Consider the following 16119-nt stretch of genomic DNA (forward strand, 5'->3'; position numbering starts at 1 on the left):
GGAGAGGGGACAAGCCCCCTCTCCACAACAGGCCCCTCACCACAACTACCCCTGAAAACGAGGCTCAGGTTCGCCGCAACAACAGCGCCGCCACCGCACACAACGTCAGCGCCACACACGCCAGGTAGAACGCGTCGCTGTAAGCCATCAAGAAGGACTGGTGCCGTACGCTCTGGTCCAGCAACCCCAGCACCTGCTGATGCTGCGGCCATTGTTCCTGCAGCAAACCGCCGCCCGGCAAGCGTTGTTGCAAGGCCGGCTCGAAAATGTTCAGCGATTCACCGATCCGCGCCGAATGCACCTGCTCGCGTACCACCACCAACTGTGCCAGCAGGGCCGTACCCACTGCGCCGCCCAGATTACGCAGCATCGAGAAGACCGCCGAGGCCGAGCCTGACTCGGCCTTGGCCAGCCCATGCACCGCCAGCACCGACAGCGCCACCATGATCAATGGTTGGCCGATGCCGCGCACCACGATCGAGGGGATGATCACGTTACTGGCGCTGTCGGCCGACAAATGCGCGCCCATCCAACAGCCCAGGGCCATGATCGCGAAACCTGAAGCCACGAGGATTTTCGCGCTAAACCACTTCATCAGCCGCGGCAAAAACGGCGCCAGCACCAGCTGCACCATGCCGTAGGCGATCAGGCTGATACCAATTTCGCTGGCGTTGTAGCCCTGCATCTGGGACAGGTAGTTGGGCACCAGGAATACCAGGCCATAGGTGCTGGCACCGAAGATAAACATCGCCACGCTGGCTACGCCAAAGTTGTAGTGCGCCAACAATCGCAGGTTGATAAAGCTTTTGCTGCCCCACAATTGGCGACCGATAAACCCTGCCAGCCCGACCACCGCCGCCAGGCTCATCCAGACAATAAAGGCCGAGCCGAACCAATCCTTGCGCCCGCCCTCCTCCAGCACGATCTGCAACGCGCCCAGGCCCAGCACCATGCACGCGATGCCCAGCCAGTCGCCTTGGCGCAGCAACCCAAGGTTCATTGGCTGGCGATCGATGGACCAGGCCACTGCCGCCAACAGCGCGATGCCGGGGAACAGCTGCAGGTAGAAGATCCAGCGCCACGAATAGACATCGGTCAACCAGCCACCAATAGACGGCCCTGCGGCCTGGGCCACGCTGTTGGCCAGGCTAAACAGCGCCATGCCCAGCGGGATCTTGCTGGCGGGCAACTCGGTAATGATCAACTGGAACGACAGCGGAATCAGCACCGCCCCCGCGGCCCCTTGGATCACACGGATGATGATCATCACCGGCAGGTTCGGCGCCATCGAACAGGCCACCGAGGCCACCAGAAATACCCCGGAGCCCCACAGCATTACCCGTCGTAACGAGAACACCTGCACCAGCCATGCGGTGAGCGGGATCATGATGATTTCCGCCACCAGGTAGGCCGTGGAAATCCACGATCCCTCCTCAAACGTGGCGCCCAGGGCCCCTTCGATTTCCGGCAACGCGGCACTGGTGACATGCACGTTCATGCCAGCCATGAAGCAACCGAACAGACCACCGATCACCGCGACCCAGGCGCGAAACGATACCGTCGAAGTGCTGCGCGCATCAGCCGCCATGGGAACTGTCCTGCTGGCGGGCCGGACGCGTATCCACCGTGGCGATCACCGACATTCCCGGCAAGATCGCGGGGCCGTTGACCTCGTCCGCGACCAGGCGGATCTTCACCGGAAAGCGCTGCACGATCTTGGTGAAATTGCCGGTGGCGTTGTCCGGCGGCAACAAGGCGAACACCGCGCCGGAACCGGGGGCGATACTTTCCACCTGGCCGCGCCAGCGCTGGCCGGCAAAACTGTCCACCGCAATATCCACCGATTGCCCCGGCGCCATGTGCTGCAACTGGGTTTCCTTGTAATTGGCGATCACATAGGCCTGCTCCACCGGCACCACTGCCAGCAACGGCAGGCCGGGCATCACATACTGCTGGCGACGGACCTTGCGCTGGCCCACGACCCCGTCGAACGGCGCGCGGATTGCTGTGTCATTCAAGGCATTGCGGGCCAGGGCCAGATTGGCCTGGGCCTCGCCCACCCGGGCCTGGGATTCGGCGATGCGCGCTTGGGCCTGTTGGCGACGCGCCTGCAAGACTTGGCACTGAGCCTGCTGCCGGGCCACTTGGGCACGGGCTTCGGTCACCGCCGCCAGAGCCTTGGCCTGGCCGGCACTGGCGGTTTCCAGGCGCTCACGGGTAGCGATCTGCTGGTCCACCAGATCGCGATAACGCAGGTAGTCCAGGCGCGCACGATGGGCCTCGGCCTCGTTGCTATGCAAGGCCGCCTGGGCCTGGGCGATGCGTTGCTGCTGCTCGGCCAGCCGCGCATCCAGGGTATGCAGGCTGGACTGGCGCGCCGTCGCTGCTGCCCGGGCTTGCTGCAACTTCGCCTCGGAGCTGCGCAACTGCTCGATAAAGTCCCGGTCATCCAACTGCACCAGCACATCGCCCGCCTTCACCGGCTGGTTGTCCTCCACCAGTACCTGGGCCACGTAGCCGGCGATGCGCGGGCTGACCGCCACCCAGTCGGCACGGACGTAGGCATCGTCGGTCTCTTCAAGGAACCGCCCCCACTGCCACCAATACCCGGCAAACAGCCCCAGCCCCAGCAGCGTCGCCAGGGAGGCGCCTGTGAGCAATGCGCGGCGATGGCGTTGCATCAAGCTGGGAGTGGATTGCAGGATGGCGGGTTCAACAGCCTGGTTCATGGCTTGGCTCCAAGGGCAGCAAGGGGTAAGGGTTGAGGTTGATCGTCACGTTGCCAGCCGCCACCCAGAGCCTGGAACAGGTCGATCTGGCGGTTGACCAAGCGCAGGTCTGCCTGGGCCAGGGTGGCCTGCAGGCTGACCAGGCTGCGCTCGCTGTCGAGCAATTGCAGGGCATCAAGGGCACCGGCCCGATAACTGCGGGTGGCCAGTTCAAACGCCTGCTGGCTGTTGTCCAGCGCGGCTTGCAGGGCCTGACGACGCTGCTGTTCGCCCTGGTACAGCGCCAGAGCTTGTTCGACCTGTTTCAAGGCGCTCAGTACCGTGCCGTCGAAACGCGCCTGGGCCTCGCGCGCCTGGGCCTGGCGCTGGCCCACCCGGGCCTGGGCGACGCCGCGGTTGGGAAAGCGCCAGGACAACAACGGCCCCACGGAATACACCAGCGCCTCACTGTCCCCCAACTTGCCCAGGCTGCTCGCCGAAGACTCAAGTGCAGCACCGAACGTCACTCGCGGGTACAACTCGGCGCGTGCGACGCCAATGGCCAGCGTGGCCGCCTGCAATTGGCGCTCGGCACGCCGGATATCGGCACGCCGTTGCACCAGCGCCCAGCCGTCCCCCACGGGCAGCGGCGCCTGCAATTGCGGGGGCTGGGCACAGCTGTTGCGGGCCACGTCCTGGGGCCGCATGCCACTTAGCACCGCCAATTCATACAGTGCGGCCTGATGGCGGGCAGTCAACATGGGCAACGGCGCACGGGTTTCTTCCAGCAGGCCATTGAGGCGCGCCAGGTCCAGAGCGGTGGCCGCACCGGCCTGCTGCAGTTTGCGAGTGACTTCGACACTGCGCTCCAACACCTGCACCGAATGACGCTGCACCTGGCTGCTGAAGGCATAGACGCAAGCCTGGCCATAGGCCCGCGTGGTTTGCGCGGCCACCGTCACCCGCCACTCGTCCTCCAGCGCCCGCGCTGCCTGCGCATCGGCGCGGGCGGCAGCCAGGCGGTAACGCACCTCGCCCCACAGGTCCAGGGTGTAGCTCAGGGAGAATCCGGGAGCATGGCTCCACTCGGCATCGGCATGTTCACCGGTGGCCTGGGCCAGGGTCTGGTCGTCGCGACTACGGCCATAGCCCACGCCGTAGGTCAGCAAGGTCGAGGGCTGGCGCTGGCGGTCGACCTGCTCCAGGCGGGCCAGCAACGCATCGACGTGCGCGGCGGCGGCCTCAAGGTCTTTGTTGTGGCGCAAGGCCTGCTCGACCAACAGGTCCAGTTGCCGGTCGCGGTAAAGCTGCCACCAGCGCTGGGGCAGCGCCTGGGTTGCCGACCCGCTGGACAATTGCGGTATCGCCTGGGCCGCCAACGGCGCTGCAGGTTCGTCGGGCAGGCCGCTGCATCCGGCCAGCGCGCCCAGCAGAAGCAGCGTCAGGGCCGCCGGGAATCGATTGCTAGTGGGGGGATGAACGACAAGGCTGGGCATCACAAAGCTCGCTGAAGAATGAGCTTTGCAGATTAGGCATGCGCCCTGGCGGATTCGCCCGCGCCAGGGCCATGTATCGTCGCCAAATGGACAATAGGGTTACATGAAGCAACATCAGGCCCCAGGGCGGAAATGACTCGGCGGATACCCCAGCGAACGACGGAACATCGCACTGAACGCGCTGGGGCTTTGATAACCATGTTCCAGCGCTACTTCCAGGATGGAGGCGCCCTGGGCCAGTAACTTGAGGCTCAACGCCAGGCGCGCACGCTTGCGCCACTCGCCAAAGCTCATGCCCAGCTCGCGCTGGAAAATCCGGCTGAGGGTGCGTGCGCTCATGTTCAGGGTGTCGGCCCAGGACTCCAGGCTGCTGTCATCAGCCGGGTTGCGGATGAACCGCGTACACAACCTGGCCAGCCGTGCGTCGCCGGGCACCGGTACGTGCATCGCCACCACCGGCGCGGCCAGCAACTCCATACGGATCAACTCCACCATCGCCAGCAGGCGCGGGTTGTTGACCTGACCGGCGATCAGTGTGGCGGCCACGATCAGCTCCCGCAACAGCGCGGACACCTCGATCACCTGGCACGTGCGGCCAAGGCTAGGCTCAACCTCAGGCATGAGAAACAAGGTGCGCATGTGCACCTCGCCGGCCATGCGAATTTCGTGGGGCGTCCCGGCGGGCACCCACAACGCGTGCCCGGACGGCACCAGCCAACTGCCCTGGGCCGTACTCACCACCATTACCCCGGTGACGCCGTGAATCAGTTGCGCCTGGGTATGACAATGGGGATGGACCACTTCGTCGTTGCGGTAGTTGTCGGCATAAGCCTCAAGCCAAGGCCGGGGCGCAGTTGTCATGGGCAGCATCTCACGTCGTTAAGCCAGTGATTCTAACCAAAAGCCCAATGGCGAAAACGATAGATATAGACAGCCATCGTCGCATTTCGGACAAGCCACTGAACTTGTGCCGCGCACCGTCAGTCAGCTCAATGGACTCCCGCAATAAAGGTTGGGTGGACAATGCGCATCTCGTTGGAACAACAAGTGGCCGTGGTCACCGGCGCCAGCTCCGGCATCGGCGCGGGCGCCGCCAGGGCTTTGGCCGCGGCCGGCGCGGCGGTGGTGGTGAACTACAACCGTCAGGCAGAGCCCGCCCAGGCCCTGGCGGCGCAGATCAACCAGAGTGGCGGCCGGGCCCTGGCCATCGGCGCCGATGTGTCCCGGGAGGACGATGTCGAGCGCCTGTTTGCGCAGACCCTCGACGCCTTCGGTCATCTCGACATTCTGGTGGCCAATTCCGGCCTGCAAAAAGACGCCGCCATCAGCGACATGACCCTTGAGCAGTGGAACACGGTGATCGGCGTCAACCTCACCGGGCAGTTCCTCTGCGCCCGCGCCGCCCTGCGCATTTTCAACCGCCAGGGCGTGCGAGCAGGCGTATCCCGGGCCGCCGGCAAAATCATCCACATGAGCTCGGTGCACCAGTTGATCCCATGGGCCGGCCACGTCAACTACGCCGCGTCCAAAGGCGGCGTCGAGATGTTGATGCGCAGCCTCGCCCAGGAAGTCAGCCACCAACGGATCCGCATCAACGGCATCGCGCCAGGGGCGATCCGCACGGCCATCAACCGCGCCGCCACCGAGGGTGATGCCGAGCAGGCGCTGCTGAAACTGATCCCCTATGGCCGCGTCGGTGACGTCGAAGATGTGGCCAACGCCGTGGTCTGGCTGGCCAGTGATGCCTCCGACTATGTGGTGGGCAGCACCTTGTTTATCGACGGCGGCATGAGCCTCTACCCGGAGTTCAAAGACAATGGTTGATCTGAAAAACGAAGCTCAAAGCGCCATCGATGCCCACGGCATCATCGGCGACATGCGCAGTGCGGCACTGATCAACGACCAGGGCAGCATCGACTTTTTCTGCTGGCCGGAATTCGACAGCCCGTCGATCTTCTGCTCACTGCTGGACTCCCCCGCCGCCGGGATCTTCCAACTGACCCCGGACCTGCCCCAGGCGCGTCGGGAACAGATCTATCTGCCGGACACCAATGTCCTGCAAACCCGCTGGTTGAGCGATGAAGCGGTGGTGGAAATCACCGACCTGCTGAGCGTCAGCGACGACGTCGACGACCTGCCCCTGCTGATCCGCCGTGTGCGCGTGGTGAGCGGCAAGGCCACCCTGCACATGCGCTGCGCAGTGCGCCATGACTATGCCAGGGCACCCACGCGGGCCACGGCCGATAACGCTGATGTGTGCTTCGAAGCAGCGGGCCTGCCTGGCCTGCGCCTGGCCAGCAGCCAGCCTTTGCAGATCGACAATGACGCCGCCGTCGCCTGCTTTACCCTGGACCAGGACCAAGGTGCCGAATTTGTCCTGGGCGGTCTGGACGATGTGCGCGTCGACAGCAGCGGCACCGACCTGTGCCTACAGCACACCCTGGCGTTCTGGCGCGGCTGGCTGGCCCAGTCCAACTATCGCGGGCGCTGGCGGGAAATGGTCAATCGCTCGGCCCTGGCCCTGAAGCTGCTGACCTCACGCAAACACGGCGCGATCCTCGCTGCGGCCACCTTCGGCCTGCCGGAAGCCCCAGGTGGCGAACGCAACTGGGACTACCGCTACACCTGGATCCGCGACGCCTCGTTCACCGTCTACGCCTTTATGCGCCTGGGTTTTGTCCAGGAAGCCAATGACTACATGCGTTGGTTGCGCGGGCGCGTCAGCGACTGCTGCGGGCAGCCGATGAAAATCAACATCCTGTATGGCATCGACGGCCGCCAACAGCTGCCGGAAACCGAGTTGACCCACCTCAGCGGCCATGGCGGCGCGCAACCGGTGCGCATTGGCAACGAGGCCTTTGACCAGGTGCAACTGGATATTTTCGGCGAACTGATGGACGCGGTGTACCTGGTCAACAAGTACGGCGAAGCCATCTCCCATGAGGGCTGGAAACATACCCTGGAAGTGGTGGACCAGGTGTGCGAGACCTGGAACCAGAAAGACGTCGGCATCTGGGAGATGCGCGGCGAGCAACATCACTTCCTGCACTCGCGCCTGATGTGCTGGGTCGCCCTCGACCGCGCGATCCGCCTGGCCTCCAAGCGTTCGCTGCCGGCACCTTTTGCCCGCTGGGACCAGACCCGCCAGGCGATATATGAAGATATCTGGAGCAACTTCTGGAACGAGGAACGCGGGCATTTCGTGCAGCACATCGGCAGCACCGCCCTGGATGGTTCGATGCTGTTGATGCCACTGGTGCGCTTCGTGGCAGCCACCGACCCGCGCTGGTTGTCGACCCTGGAGGCCATCCAGAAAAGTCTGGTGCGCGACGGCATGGTGTACCGCTATCGCAATGACGACAGCCAGATTGATGGCCTGCAAGGCACTGAGGGGGCGTTTACTGCCTGCTCATTCTGGTATGTCGAATGCCTGGCTCGCGCAGGCCAAGTGGAAAAGGCCCACCTGGAATTCGAACAACTGCTGCGCTATGCCAACCCGCTGGGGTTGTATGCCGAGGAATTCGACAGCCAGGCGCGACACCTGGGCAACACGCCACAGGCGCTGAGCCATTTGGCGTTGATCAGCGCGGCGACGTTTCTGGATCGTAAGTTGAGTGGAGAGAAAACGGTGTGGCAGCCTTGATCCTCTGGCTTTACAGCGCCGCAGCTTACTGGCCGTGGCGAGCGGGCTTGTTGTGGCGAGCGGGCTTACACCCGCGCTGAGCTGCGAAGCGGCCCCAAAACCTGTTTTCGCGATCTGCCTGAGGGAACTCGGTGGCCTCATTGGGGCTGCTTCGCAGCCCAGCGCGGGGCAAGCCCGCTCGCCACGAAAAGCCCGCTCGCCACAATAAGTGTGCTTGCCATCAGAATTTCAACTTAAACCAGGCAACGGATCGCAAGCTGAGTGCAGAGAAAACAGTGTGGCCGCCTTGATCCGCTGGCTTTACAGCGCCGCAGCTTACTGGACGTGGCGAGCGGGCTTGTTGTGGCGAGCGGGCTTGCCCCGCGCTGGGCTGCGAAGCGGCCCCAAAACCTGTTTTCGCGATCTGCCTGAGGGAACTCGGTGGCCTCATTGTGCCTGCTTCGCAGCCCAGCGCGGGGCAAGCCCGCTCGCCACGAAAAGCCCGCTCGCCACAATAAGTGTGCTTGCCATCAGAATTTCAACTTAAACCAGGCAACGGATCGCAAGTAGAGTGGAGAGAAAACGGTGTGGCAGCCTTGATCCGCTGGCTTTACAGCGCTGCAGCTTACTGGCCGTGGCGAGCGGGCTTGTTGTGGCGAGCGGGCTTGCCCCGCGCTGGGCTGCGAAGCGGCCCCAAAACCTGTTTTCGCGATCTGCCTGAGGGAACTCGGTAGCCTTATTGGGGCTGCTTCGCAGCCCAGCGCGGGGCAAGCCCGCTCGCCACAGCAAGCCAGCTCGCCACAATAAGTGTGCTTGCCATTGGCATCGCAGAACCTCGACTTCTTTCATAATCGGAAAAAGCCAGGTATATACCGCTCCTCCTGTGTGCAAGGAAGAAACATGATGCCCGATAATGCTCGGCTGTCCCCCATTCTCTCCATCCTCATCCACGTACCCGACTGGCGTGCCGCGACCGACTGGTATGCAGCCGCCTTCCCTGGCGCAGAACGCCGGGCGCATGACCCGGATGACTTTGGTCATCTGGAACTGGACGGGGTAGCCATTGAGATTGTCAACGCCGACCACAAGGTCGCCAGCGGAGCAGCCGGGTCAGTGGTTTATTGGCGAGTGGCAAACCTGGAGCAGCAGGTGCAGCGCCTGACAGCACTCGGGGCGATGTTGTACCGCGGACCGCTGGCCATCGAGGGCGGGCATTGGATCTGCCAGGTCCGCGACCCATGGGGCAACTGTATCGGCCTACGACAACCAGGCCATTCGACTTGAATAGCTTCCCCACCCTCTACACCGAACGCCTGCAACTGCGGGAGTTGACCGCCAACGTCCATCCCCAAAACCTGCCGTCACAGGCGTTGCTGGACCGTTTGGGTTTTACTCGCGAAGGTGTGCTGCGCGAGGCCGGATTCTGGGCGGGGTGTTATCAGGACCTGCAGGTATTTTCACTGCTGTCACACGAGCATTGAGCTGACTCAAGCCGGCGCCGAAAACCGCTCGCGGTAAACCTGCGGGGTGATCGACAAGGTGCGCAGAAAACTGCGGCGCATGGTCTCTTCGCTGCCAAAACCACATTGTGCGGCGATGCGCTTGATCGCTACGGCGCTGTCGGCCAGTTGCCGGCGTGCGGTTTCCACGCGGATCAGCTCGACTGCTCGCGCTGGAGTCTGCCCGGTCTCGGCGCGGTAATGGCGCACGAAGCTGCGTTCGCTCATGCCGCACGCCGCCGCCAGGGTCGGGATGTTCAAGTCCAGGTGCAGGTGTTCGGCAATCCACGCGTGCAACTCGCTGAAGCGGCTGCTGCCCTTTTGCAGGGACAGGGTGACGCTGAACTGCGACTGCCCACCGGGGCGCTTGAGAAATACCACCAGGTGCCGCGCCACCTCCAGGGCGACCGCGCGGCCCAGGTCCTCTTCCACCAGGGCCAGGCACAAATCGATACCGGCGGTGACCCCCGCCGAGGTCCAGACCGACCCCTGCTGGATAAAAATCGGATTGGCCTCGACCTGCAGACTCGGGTATTTGCGCGCCAATTCCTCGCAGCGCGTCCAGTGGGTCGCGACACGGCAGCCGTCCAGCAGGCCGCTGGCAGCCAGCAGGAAGGCGCCGGTACACACCGACGTCACGCGCCGTGAGTGCCGGGCTTTGTCCCGCACCCAGGCCACCAGGTCCGGGTCTTCGGCCGCGCCATACACTCCCCAGCCGCCGGCGATCACCAAGGTGTCGCAGGGCGTCTCGGCGCCAGGCAACGGCTCGGCCACCAGCGCCAGGCCGGCAGAGGTCATCACCGGCTCGGCCTGGGCGGCAATCACGTTGACCGCATAGGGCAACGGCAAACCCTGTTGGCGCGCCAGGTCGTTGGCCGAGGCAAACACCTGCAAGGGGCCGGTGACGTCGAGCACCTGCACGTTGGCAAAGGCGAGTACATGGATGATTTTTGGCATGATTGGCGTGATTCGTGGGCTCAATGGCGTATGCGCCAAAGCCTAGGCCACTAGAGTGAAGCCGTCCATCCTCTTTCCTGGAGTTTCACCATGACCTTGCAGATCGGCTTTGTGTTGTTCCCCGGCATCCAGCAACTGGACCTCACCGGCCCTTACGACGTGCTGGCGTCATTGCCGGATGTGAAGCTGCACCTGATCTGGAAAGACCTGGCGCCACTGACCTCCAGCAGCGGGTTGGTGCTCAGTCCGACCATCACCTACGACGACTGCCCGGTGCTGGATGTGATCTGCGTACCGGGCGGTTCAGGGGTAGGACCGTTGATGGAAGATGAGCCGACCCTGGGCTTTCTGCGCCAGCAATCCCAGACCGCACGCTATGTGACGTCGGTGTGTACCGGCTCGCTGGTATTGGGTGCGGCGGGCTTGCTGCGCGGGCGGCGGGCCACCACGCACTGGGCCTATCACGACATGCTGGCCACCCTGGGCGCGATCCCGGTGCAGGAGCGCGTGGTGCGCGACGGCAACCTGTTTACCGGTGGCGGCATCACGGCGGGGATTGATTTTGCCCTGACCCTGGCCGCCGAGTTGTACGGCGAGGCGGCCGCGCAACTGGTGCAACTGCAACTCGAATATGCGCCGGCCCCGCCCTTCAACGCCGGGCGGCCAGACAGCGCACCACAGCCTGTGCTGGACGAGGCCAACAAGCGCACCGCGCAATCACGCAAGACCCGCGGCGAAATTACCGCACGGGCAGCGGCGCGGCTGGGCTGAAGGCCGAACTAGTGTGGGAGCGGGCTTGCCCGCGATGGCGTCGTGTCAGTCACCGAATGTTTTGGCTGGCCCACCGCTATCGCGGGCAAGCCCGCTCACACAAGGAGATACACCTGCGCGCCATCTACACCGTGCGCGGCATCAACGCCAGGCGCACGGCCAGCACCGTCAACACCGTGGCCAGCCCCCATTTTTGCAGGCCTGCGGTCTTCTCACTGCCAGCAAAAAACCGGCTGATCGCCCCGCCAAAAATACCCAGCACCGCGTGAAACACGCCCGCAATCAACGTCAGGACCAAGCCCAATTGCACCAATTGCAGGGCAATGGGACCGGCCTCAGGCTTGACGAATTGCGGCAGGAACACCATGAAAAACAACAGCGCCTTAGGGTTGAGCAAGCTGTTGAGCATGGCGCGCATAAACACCCCGCCCAGGCGCACCCGCACAACCTGGGCGGTGTCCAGGGACGGCTTTTTCTGCAGGGTCTTGAACGCCAGCCACAGCAGGTAGACCACGCCTGCATAGCGAATCAAATCAAAGGACGGAGGCCAACTGGCCACCAGGGCGGTGACGCCCGTAGCAGTCAACGCGGTCAGCAGCAGGTCCGCCACGCCGATCCCCAGGCCGGCCGCCACCCCACCCCGCCAGCCGTAACTCACGCCATGGCTGATGACAAAGGCCATGTTCGGCCCGGGCGACAGCAACAACAGCAGCACAGAACCAGAGAAAACCGCCAGGGTTGCGAGATCGATCATGCTCAACTCATCCGCCAGGGAAAACCGTAGATTAGTCCTACCTCAGCCGCCGATGCCAGCGAAGGCGATACCGGCCTTGAAGCCATAGCTGTGGGAGCCGGCCCAAGTTTCAGCCCGCGCCCTTCCTATACTGCGTCAAAAAAGGGATTTCCCTCCCCGCAGGAAAATTCCCGTTTTTGTTCCTACACTCCAAAAAGCCATCACTTATTCTCGATAAATCTGAGAACCCCCACAAAACATGTCAACAAACCGTCACAACAAGAGTATCTTATGAAGCTCGACGGCGAGAACCTTGATAAAAGTCAAAACCTTGACGAGCCTATCAAAAGGAGCCATCATTTAGACATTACCGAGCAAAAATACCTGCGAGCAGACAGGTAATTGCGTTTTACCCAGCGAAAGCAGTCGTTCGCATTGCACCACTTATAAAGCAAACCTGCCTTATGGATGAGCATACGAACAGGGAAGTCCTGGTGGTGCATTGAGGGATGATTTATGCGTGAGAAGTCGTCAGTCGACAGCCTGTTTCTGACTCGTACCGGCTTTGTTGAATTCTTCGTGGTTTTCGTCAAATTACTGCACGGCCTGACGGCGGTCCTGCCGGCGATGATCCTGTTGTTCTATCCGGATCCGGTGGACCCGCAAATGCGTAGCCACTACCTTGGCCTGCTGCTGTTCTTTGCGATTCTGACCATCATTCTGTTCCAGGCCCTGGGGGTGTACTCCGAGGATCTGTTCAGCAACCGCCTGCGTTTTCGCGTGATGTTGGTCGCCTGGATTTCCGCGTTTTGCATCCTGCTGTTCATGTACCAGATCCTGCTGCTGTTCCCGCAGTTGAGCCCGCGCAACCTGATGTTCTGGTTCACCCTGAGCCTGATGTTGTTTGGTGTGGAACGCATCCTGATGCTGCGCCTATATCGCAACCTGATGAAGAACGGCAAGTTCCTGCAACGCACGGTGATTCTCGGTTTTACCGACACCGCCGTGCATGTGGCCGAACACCTGTCGCGCAACAGTGATATCCGTTCCGGCCTGATCGGTTTTATCGACGACCGTACCGAGCGCATCCCCAAGGAATTGAGCAACCTGCCGCTGCTGGGCAACACCCGCGACCTGGAAAAGCTGATCAGGTCCGAACAGGTCAACCAGGTGATGATCACCCTGCCCTGGGCCGCCGAGCAGCGCATCAACGGGCTGGTCAAGCGCCTGCGGCAGATGTCGGTCAACGTCATGCTGGTGCCCGACATGGCTGCCCTGCGCTATGGCCACAACCGCATCACCGATGTCGGCGGCATCCTGATGTTCAACACCTCGCAACTGCCACTGCGCGGCTGGTCACCCTTTATCAAGCGCTGCGAAGACCTGTTGCTTGCCAGTGCCGGGCTGCTGCTGTTTTCCCCGATCATGCTGGTGACGGCCATCGCCATCAAGCTCGATTCCAAGGGCCCGGTGTTGTTTCGCCAGAAGCGTTTTGGCTACAACGACAACCTGATCCGGGTGTTCAAGTTCCGCTCGATGTACGTCGACCAGACCGACCGCAATGCCGAATGCCAGACCACCCGCCTCGACCCGCGCATCACCCGCGTCGGGCGGATTATCCGCAAGACCAGCATCGACGAGCTGCCCCAACTGTTCAACGTGTTGCTGGGCAACATGTCGATGGTCGGCCCCCGCCCCCATGCCACTGCCACCAAGGCCGCCGGGATTCCTTTCGAGGAAGCCGTGAGCGAGTACAGCTCGCGCCACCGGGTCAAGCCAGGCATCACCGGCTGGGCACAGATCAATGGCTACCGCGGTGAAACCGACACCCTGTTCAAAATTCAGAAACGGGTCGAGTACGACCTGGAATACATCGCCAAATGGTCGGTGTGGTTTGACCTGTACATCGTTTTCATGACGGTCCCGGCCGTCCTTTCCACCAAGGAAGTCTATTGATGAACACCCTCAACGGATTGATTCCCTGCATCATTTCCGGTGGCTCGGGCACGCGGCTGTGGCCGGTTTCGCGGCAGAACATGCCCAAACCGTTCATGCGCATGCGCGACGACCAGAGCCTGCTGCAGAAAACCTTCCTGCGCGCCAGCCACCTGCCGGGGGTCGACAGCGTGCTGACGGTAACCAACCGCGACCTGCTGTTTCGCACCCTCGACGATTACCGCGCGGTCAACACGGCCCAATTGGGCCTGGACCTGTTGCTCGAACCGTTTGGCCGCAATACCGCCGCCGCCATCGCTGTCGCAGCCTTGCATGTGCAAGAGTTTTTCGGCGGCGACGCACAGTTGCTGGTGATGCCGGCCGACCACCTGATCCTTGATGAAAGCGCGTTCGCCCAGGCCGTGGCCCAGGCCCGCGAACTGGCCGAAGCGGGTTACCTGGTGACCTTCGGCATCCAGCCCGACCGCCCCGAAACGGGCTTTGGCTATATCGAACAAGGTTCGGCCCTGGCACAGGGTTTTCGCGTCCAGCGCTTCGTCGAAAAACCCGACCTGGCCACCGCCCAAGGCTACCTGGACGGCGGCAAGCACCTGTGGAATGCCGGGATGTTCTGCTTCAAGGCCGCCACCGTGCTCGACGAACTGGCGACCCACGCGCCAGCCGTGCTCGACGCCGCCAAAGCCGCGCTGGCGCACAGCACCAGCTTGCAGAACAGCAGCAGCCGCCAGCGCGAACTGAACCCGCAAGGCTTTGGCACCGCGCCAGACATTTCCATCGACGTGGCCCTGATGGAGAAATCCGCCCAGGTCGCCGTGGTGCCCTGTGACATTGGCTGGAGCGATATCGGCTCCTGGGAAGCCGTGCGCCAGTTGACCCCCAGCGACGACAACGGCAACCAGATCAATGGCGAAGCGATCCTGCACGACGTGCACAACTGCTACATCGACTCACCCAAGCGTGTGTTGGGGGCGGTCGGGGTGCGTGACCTGATCATCGTCGACACCCCCGACGCCCTGCTGATTGCCGACGCCAACCGCAGCCAGGACGTGCGCCATATCGTCGCCGAGCTCAAGCGCCAGAACCACCCGGCATTCAGCCTGCACCGCACCGTCACCCGGCCGTGGGGCACCTATACGGTGCTGGAGGAAAGCACCCGTTTCAAAATCAAGCGCATCGTGGTCAAGCCCAAGGGCTCGCTGTCTTTGCAGATGCACCACCACCGCAGCGAACACTGGGTAGTGGTCAGCGGCGCCGCCATGATCACCAATGGTGAGCGCGAGATCCTGCTCAACATGAACGAGTCCACCTACATTCCCGCCGGGCACAAACACCGCCTGACCAACCCCGGCATCATCGATCTGGTAATGATCGAGGTGCAGAGCGGCGAATACCTGGGCGAAGACGACATCGTGCGCTTCGATGATATTTACGGCCGCGCGCCCGGCAGCGAGCCCCAGCCCTGATGCGTACCTCCCTGATCATTCCGACCCGTAACGCAGCCAGCCACCTCGACCGGCTGCTGCCGGCGCTGCGCATGCAAACCGTGCAACCCGACGAAATGCTGGTGGTCGACAGCGCATCGAGCGACGACACAGTGGCGCGCTTTCGCGAGTTCGGCGCCCGTGTCGAAGTGATCGACGCCCGCCACTTCAACCACGGAGGTACGCGGCGCTGGGCCAGCGAACAGGTGGGCGGCGACGCCCTGATCGTGATGACCCAGGACGCGATCCCGGCCGAACCCGAGACGTTCGCCAAGCTGCTCGAAGAGCTGCAACTGGACCCGCTCAATGGTGTTGCCTACGGCCGGCAACTGCCGCACCCCGGTGCCGGGGTGCTGGGTGCGCAGTCGCGGCACTTCAATTACCCGGCGCACAGCCGCAGCAAAAGCCTGGCCGATGCGCCGCAGTTGGGGATCAAGACGTGCTTTAGCTCCGACTCGTTTTCCGTGTACCGGCGCAGCGCCCTGCAGGCCGTGGGCGGGTTCCCGGCCGACGTGATCGGCAGCGAGGACGCTTACGTCGCCGCGCGCATGCTGCTGGCAGGCTGGAAGGTGCAGTACGCGGCCAGCGCCCGGGTTTATCACTCCCACGACTACCGACTCATGGATGAGTTTCACCGCTACTTCGACATTGGTGTGTTCTACGGCCGCGAGCCGTGGATTCGCCAAGCGTTCGGCGACGCCGGCGGCGAAGGTAAACGCTATGTACTGGCCGAATTACGTGCCTTGCGCGAGGCCAACGCCTTGCACCGCGCCCCCGAAGTGGTGGTGCGCAGTGCTTTTAAATTGCTGGGCTATCGCCTCGGCCACCTTGAACGCTACCTGCCCAAATCGCTCAAGCAGCGCCTGGGCATGTTTTCCACCTACTGGACTTGAGCC

14 protein-coding genes are annotated in these 16119 nt (G+C 63.0%); 8 read left to right on the forward strand and 6 right to left on the reverse strand.

From position 1 onward, the window contains the following. Positions 1 to 64 precede the first annotated feature (64 nt). From HKK57_RS26610 to HKK57_RS26625, 4 genes are all read right to left on the reverse strand, one after another. Positions 65 to 1588, reverse strand: coding sequence for an MDR family MFS transporter (locus HKK57_RS26610; RefSeq protein ID WP_169391146.1), 1524 nt, complete (start codon positions 1586 to 1588; stop codon positions 65 to 67). Further along, complete coding sequence (locus HKK57_RS26615; protein ID WP_092235435.1) at positions 1578 to 2729, reverse strand: HlyD family secretion protein; 1152 nt, start codon at positions 2727 to 2729, stop codon at positions 1578 to 1580. Before HKK57_RS26615 ends, HKK57_RS26610 begins: the two co-directional genes overlap by 11 nt. Then, a complete protein-coding gene (locus HKK57_RS26620; protein ID WP_070995592.1) occupies positions 2726 to 4204 on the reverse strand; it encodes an efflux transporter outer membrane subunit in 1479 nt (492 codons plus the stop codon). The genes HKK57_RS26615 and HKK57_RS26620 overlap by 4 nt, the downstream gene beginning before the upstream one ends. A 114-nt stretch (positions 4205 to 4318) precedes the next feature. Further along, the gene (locus HKK57_RS26625) at positions 4319 to 5065 is read right to left on the reverse strand and encodes an AraC family transcriptional regulator (protein WP_029293175.1); all 747 of its coding nucleotides are present in this window, start codon (positions 5063 to 5065) and stop codon (positions 4319 to 4321) included. A gap of 162 nt (positions 5066 to 5227) precedes the next feature. On the opposite strand from HKK57_RS26625, the gene HKK57_RS26630 reads away from it, so the two are divergent. The 4 genes from HKK57_RS26630 to HKK57_RS26645 all read left to right on the forward strand — a co-directional run bounded on the left by HKK57_RS26630 (position 5228) and on the right by HKK57_RS26645 (position 9307). After that, positions 5228 to 6028, forward strand: coding sequence for a glucose 1-dehydrogenase (locus HKK57_RS26630; RefSeq protein WP_133715635.1), 801 nt, complete (start codon positions 5228 to 5230; stop codon positions 6026 to 6028). After that, a complete protein-coding gene (locus HKK57_RS26635) occupies positions 6021 to 7847 on the forward strand; it encodes a glycoside hydrolase family 15 protein (protein ID WP_169391147.1) in 1827 nt (608 codons plus the stop codon). Before HKK57_RS26630 ends, HKK57_RS26635 begins: the two co-directional genes overlap by 8 nt. Positions 7848 to 8726: 879 nt before the next feature. Next, positions 8727 to 9110 carry a VOC family protein gene (locus HKK57_RS26640; RefSeq protein ID WP_237150415.1) on the forward strand — a complete coding sequence of 128 codons (384 nt, stop codon included), beginning with the start codon at positions 8727 to 8729 and terminating at the stop codon, positions 9108 to 9110. Continuing rightward, positions 9107 to 9307, forward strand: coding sequence for a GNAT family N-acetyltransferase (locus tag HKK57_RS26645; protein WP_169391148.1), 201 nt, complete (start codon positions 9107 to 9109; stop codon positions 9305 to 9307). Before HKK57_RS26640 ends, HKK57_RS26645 begins: the two co-directional genes overlap by 4 nt. Positions 9308 to 9313: 6 nt before the next feature. On the opposite strand, the gene HKK57_RS26650 is transcribed toward HKK57_RS26645, so the two are convergent. After that, on the reverse strand, positions 9314 to 10282 hold the full coding sequence (locus HKK57_RS26650; protein WP_169391149.1) for a GlxA family transcriptional regulator: 969 nt from the start codon (positions 10280 to 10282) through the stop codon (positions 9314 to 9316). Between the two features lie 90 nt (positions 10283 to 10372). Here HKK57_RS26650 and inhA point away from each other — a divergent pair, with 90 nt between their 5' ends. Then, the gene (gene inhA / locus HKK57_RS26655; protein WP_070995585.1) at positions 10373 to 11053 is read left to right on the forward strand and encodes an isonitrile hydratase; all 681 of its coding nucleotides are present in this window, start codon (positions 10373 to 10375) and stop codon (positions 11051 to 11053) included. 124 nt (positions 11054 to 11177) lie between these two features. Here the strand turns inward: inhA and HKK57_RS26660 are convergent, their stop codons facing one another. Beyond that, positions 11178 to 11807: a LysE family translocator gene (locus HKK57_RS26660; RefSeq protein ID WP_029293185.1), complete on the reverse strand. Its 630-nt coding sequence runs from the start codon at positions 11805 to 11807 to the stop codon at positions 11178 to 11180. Positions 11808 to 12302: 495 nt separating this feature from the next. On the opposite strand from HKK57_RS26660, the gene HKK57_RS26665 reads away from it, so the two are divergent. The 3 genes from HKK57_RS26665 to HKK57_RS26675 are packed head-to-tail and all read left to right on the forward strand — an operon-like array spanning position 12303 to position 16116. After that, positions 12303 to 13742 carry an undecaprenyl-phosphate glucose phosphotransferase gene (locus HKK57_RS26665; RefSeq protein WP_029293193.1) on the forward strand — a complete coding sequence of 480 codons (1440 nt, stop codon included), beginning with the start codon at positions 12303 to 12305 and terminating at the stop codon, positions 13740 to 13742. Continuing rightward, on the forward strand, positions 13742 to 15205 hold the full coding sequence (locus HKK57_RS26670) for a mannose-1-phosphate guanylyltransferase/mannose-6-phosphate isomerase (protein ID WP_029293195.1): 1464 nt from the start codon (positions 13742 to 13744) through the stop codon (positions 15203 to 15205). The genes HKK57_RS26665 and HKK57_RS26670 overlap by 1 nt, the downstream gene beginning before the upstream one ends. Beyond that, positions 15205 to 16116 (forward strand): glycosyltransferase family 2 protein, encoded by a 912-nt coding sequence (locus HKK57_RS26675; protein WP_029293197.1) that lies wholly within the window; start codon positions 15205 to 15207, stop codon positions 16114 to 16116. The genes HKK57_RS26670 and HKK57_RS26675 overlap by 1 nt, the downstream gene beginning before the upstream one ends. Positions 16117 to 16119 lie beyond the last annotated feature (3 nt).

The organism is Pseudomonas sp. ADAK21 (assembly GCF_012935735.1).
Taxonomy (GTDB): domain Bacteria; phylum Pseudomonadota; class Gammaproteobacteria; order Pseudomonadales; family Pseudomonadaceae; genus Aquipseudomonas; species Aquipseudomonas proteolytica.

What these genes read in the sequence shown, in the direction of transcription:
- HKK57_RS26675 (WP_029293197.1), top strand. Translation starts at nt 15,205, where the DNA reads ATGCGTACCTCCCTGATCATTCCGACCCGTAACGCAGCCAGCCACCTC.
- HKK57_RS26620 (WP_070995592.1), bottom strand. Translation starts at nt 4,204, where the DNA reads ATGCCCAGCCTTGTCGTTCATCCCCCCACTAGCAATCGATTCCCGGCG.
- HKK57_RS26670 (WP_029293195.1), top strand. Translation starts at nt 13,742, where the DNA reads ATGAACACCCTCAACGGATTGATTCCCTGCATCATTTCCGGTGGCTCG.
- HKK57_RS26610 (WP_169391146.1), bottom strand. Translation starts at nt 1,588, where the DNA reads ATGGCGGCTGATGCGCGCAGCACTTCGACGGTATCGTTTCGCGCCTGG.
- HKK57_RS26625 (WP_029293175.1), bottom strand. Translation starts at nt 5,065, where the DNA reads ATGACAACTGCGCCCCGGCCTTGGCTTGAGGCTTATGCCGACAACTAC.
- inhA (WP_070995585.1), top strand. Translation starts at nt 10,373, where the DNA reads ATGACCTTGCAGATCGGCTTTGTGTTGTTCCCCGGCATCCAGCAACTG.
- HKK57_RS26665 (WP_029293193.1), top strand. Translation starts at nt 12,303, where the DNA reads ATGCGTGAGAAGTCGTCAGTCGACAGCCTGTTTCTGACTCGTACCGGC.
- HKK57_RS26650 (WP_169391149.1), bottom strand. Translation starts at nt 10,282, where the DNA reads ATGCCAAAAATCATCCATGTACTCGCCTTTGCCAACGTGCAGGTGCTC.
- HKK57_RS26615 (WP_092235435.1), bottom strand. Translation starts at nt 2,729, where the DNA reads ATGAACCAGGCTGTTGAACCCGCCATCCTGCAATCCACTCCCAGCTTG.
- HKK57_RS26640 (WP_237150415.1), top strand. Translation starts at nt 8,727, where the DNA reads ATGATGCCCGATAATGCTCGGCTGTCCCCCATTCTCTCCATCCTCATC.
- HKK57_RS26630 (WP_133715635.1), top strand. Translation starts at nt 5,228, where the DNA reads ATGCGCATCTCGTTGGAACAACAAGTGGCCGTGGTCACCGGCGCCAGC.
- HKK57_RS26660 (WP_029293185.1), bottom strand. Translation starts at nt 11,807, where the DNA reads ATGATCGATCTCGCAACCCTGGCGGTTTTCTCTGGTTCTGTGCTGCTG.
- HKK57_RS26635 (WP_169391147.1), top strand. Translation starts at nt 6,021, where the DNA reads ATGGTTGATCTGAAAAACGAAGCTCAAAGCGCCATCGATGCCCACGGC.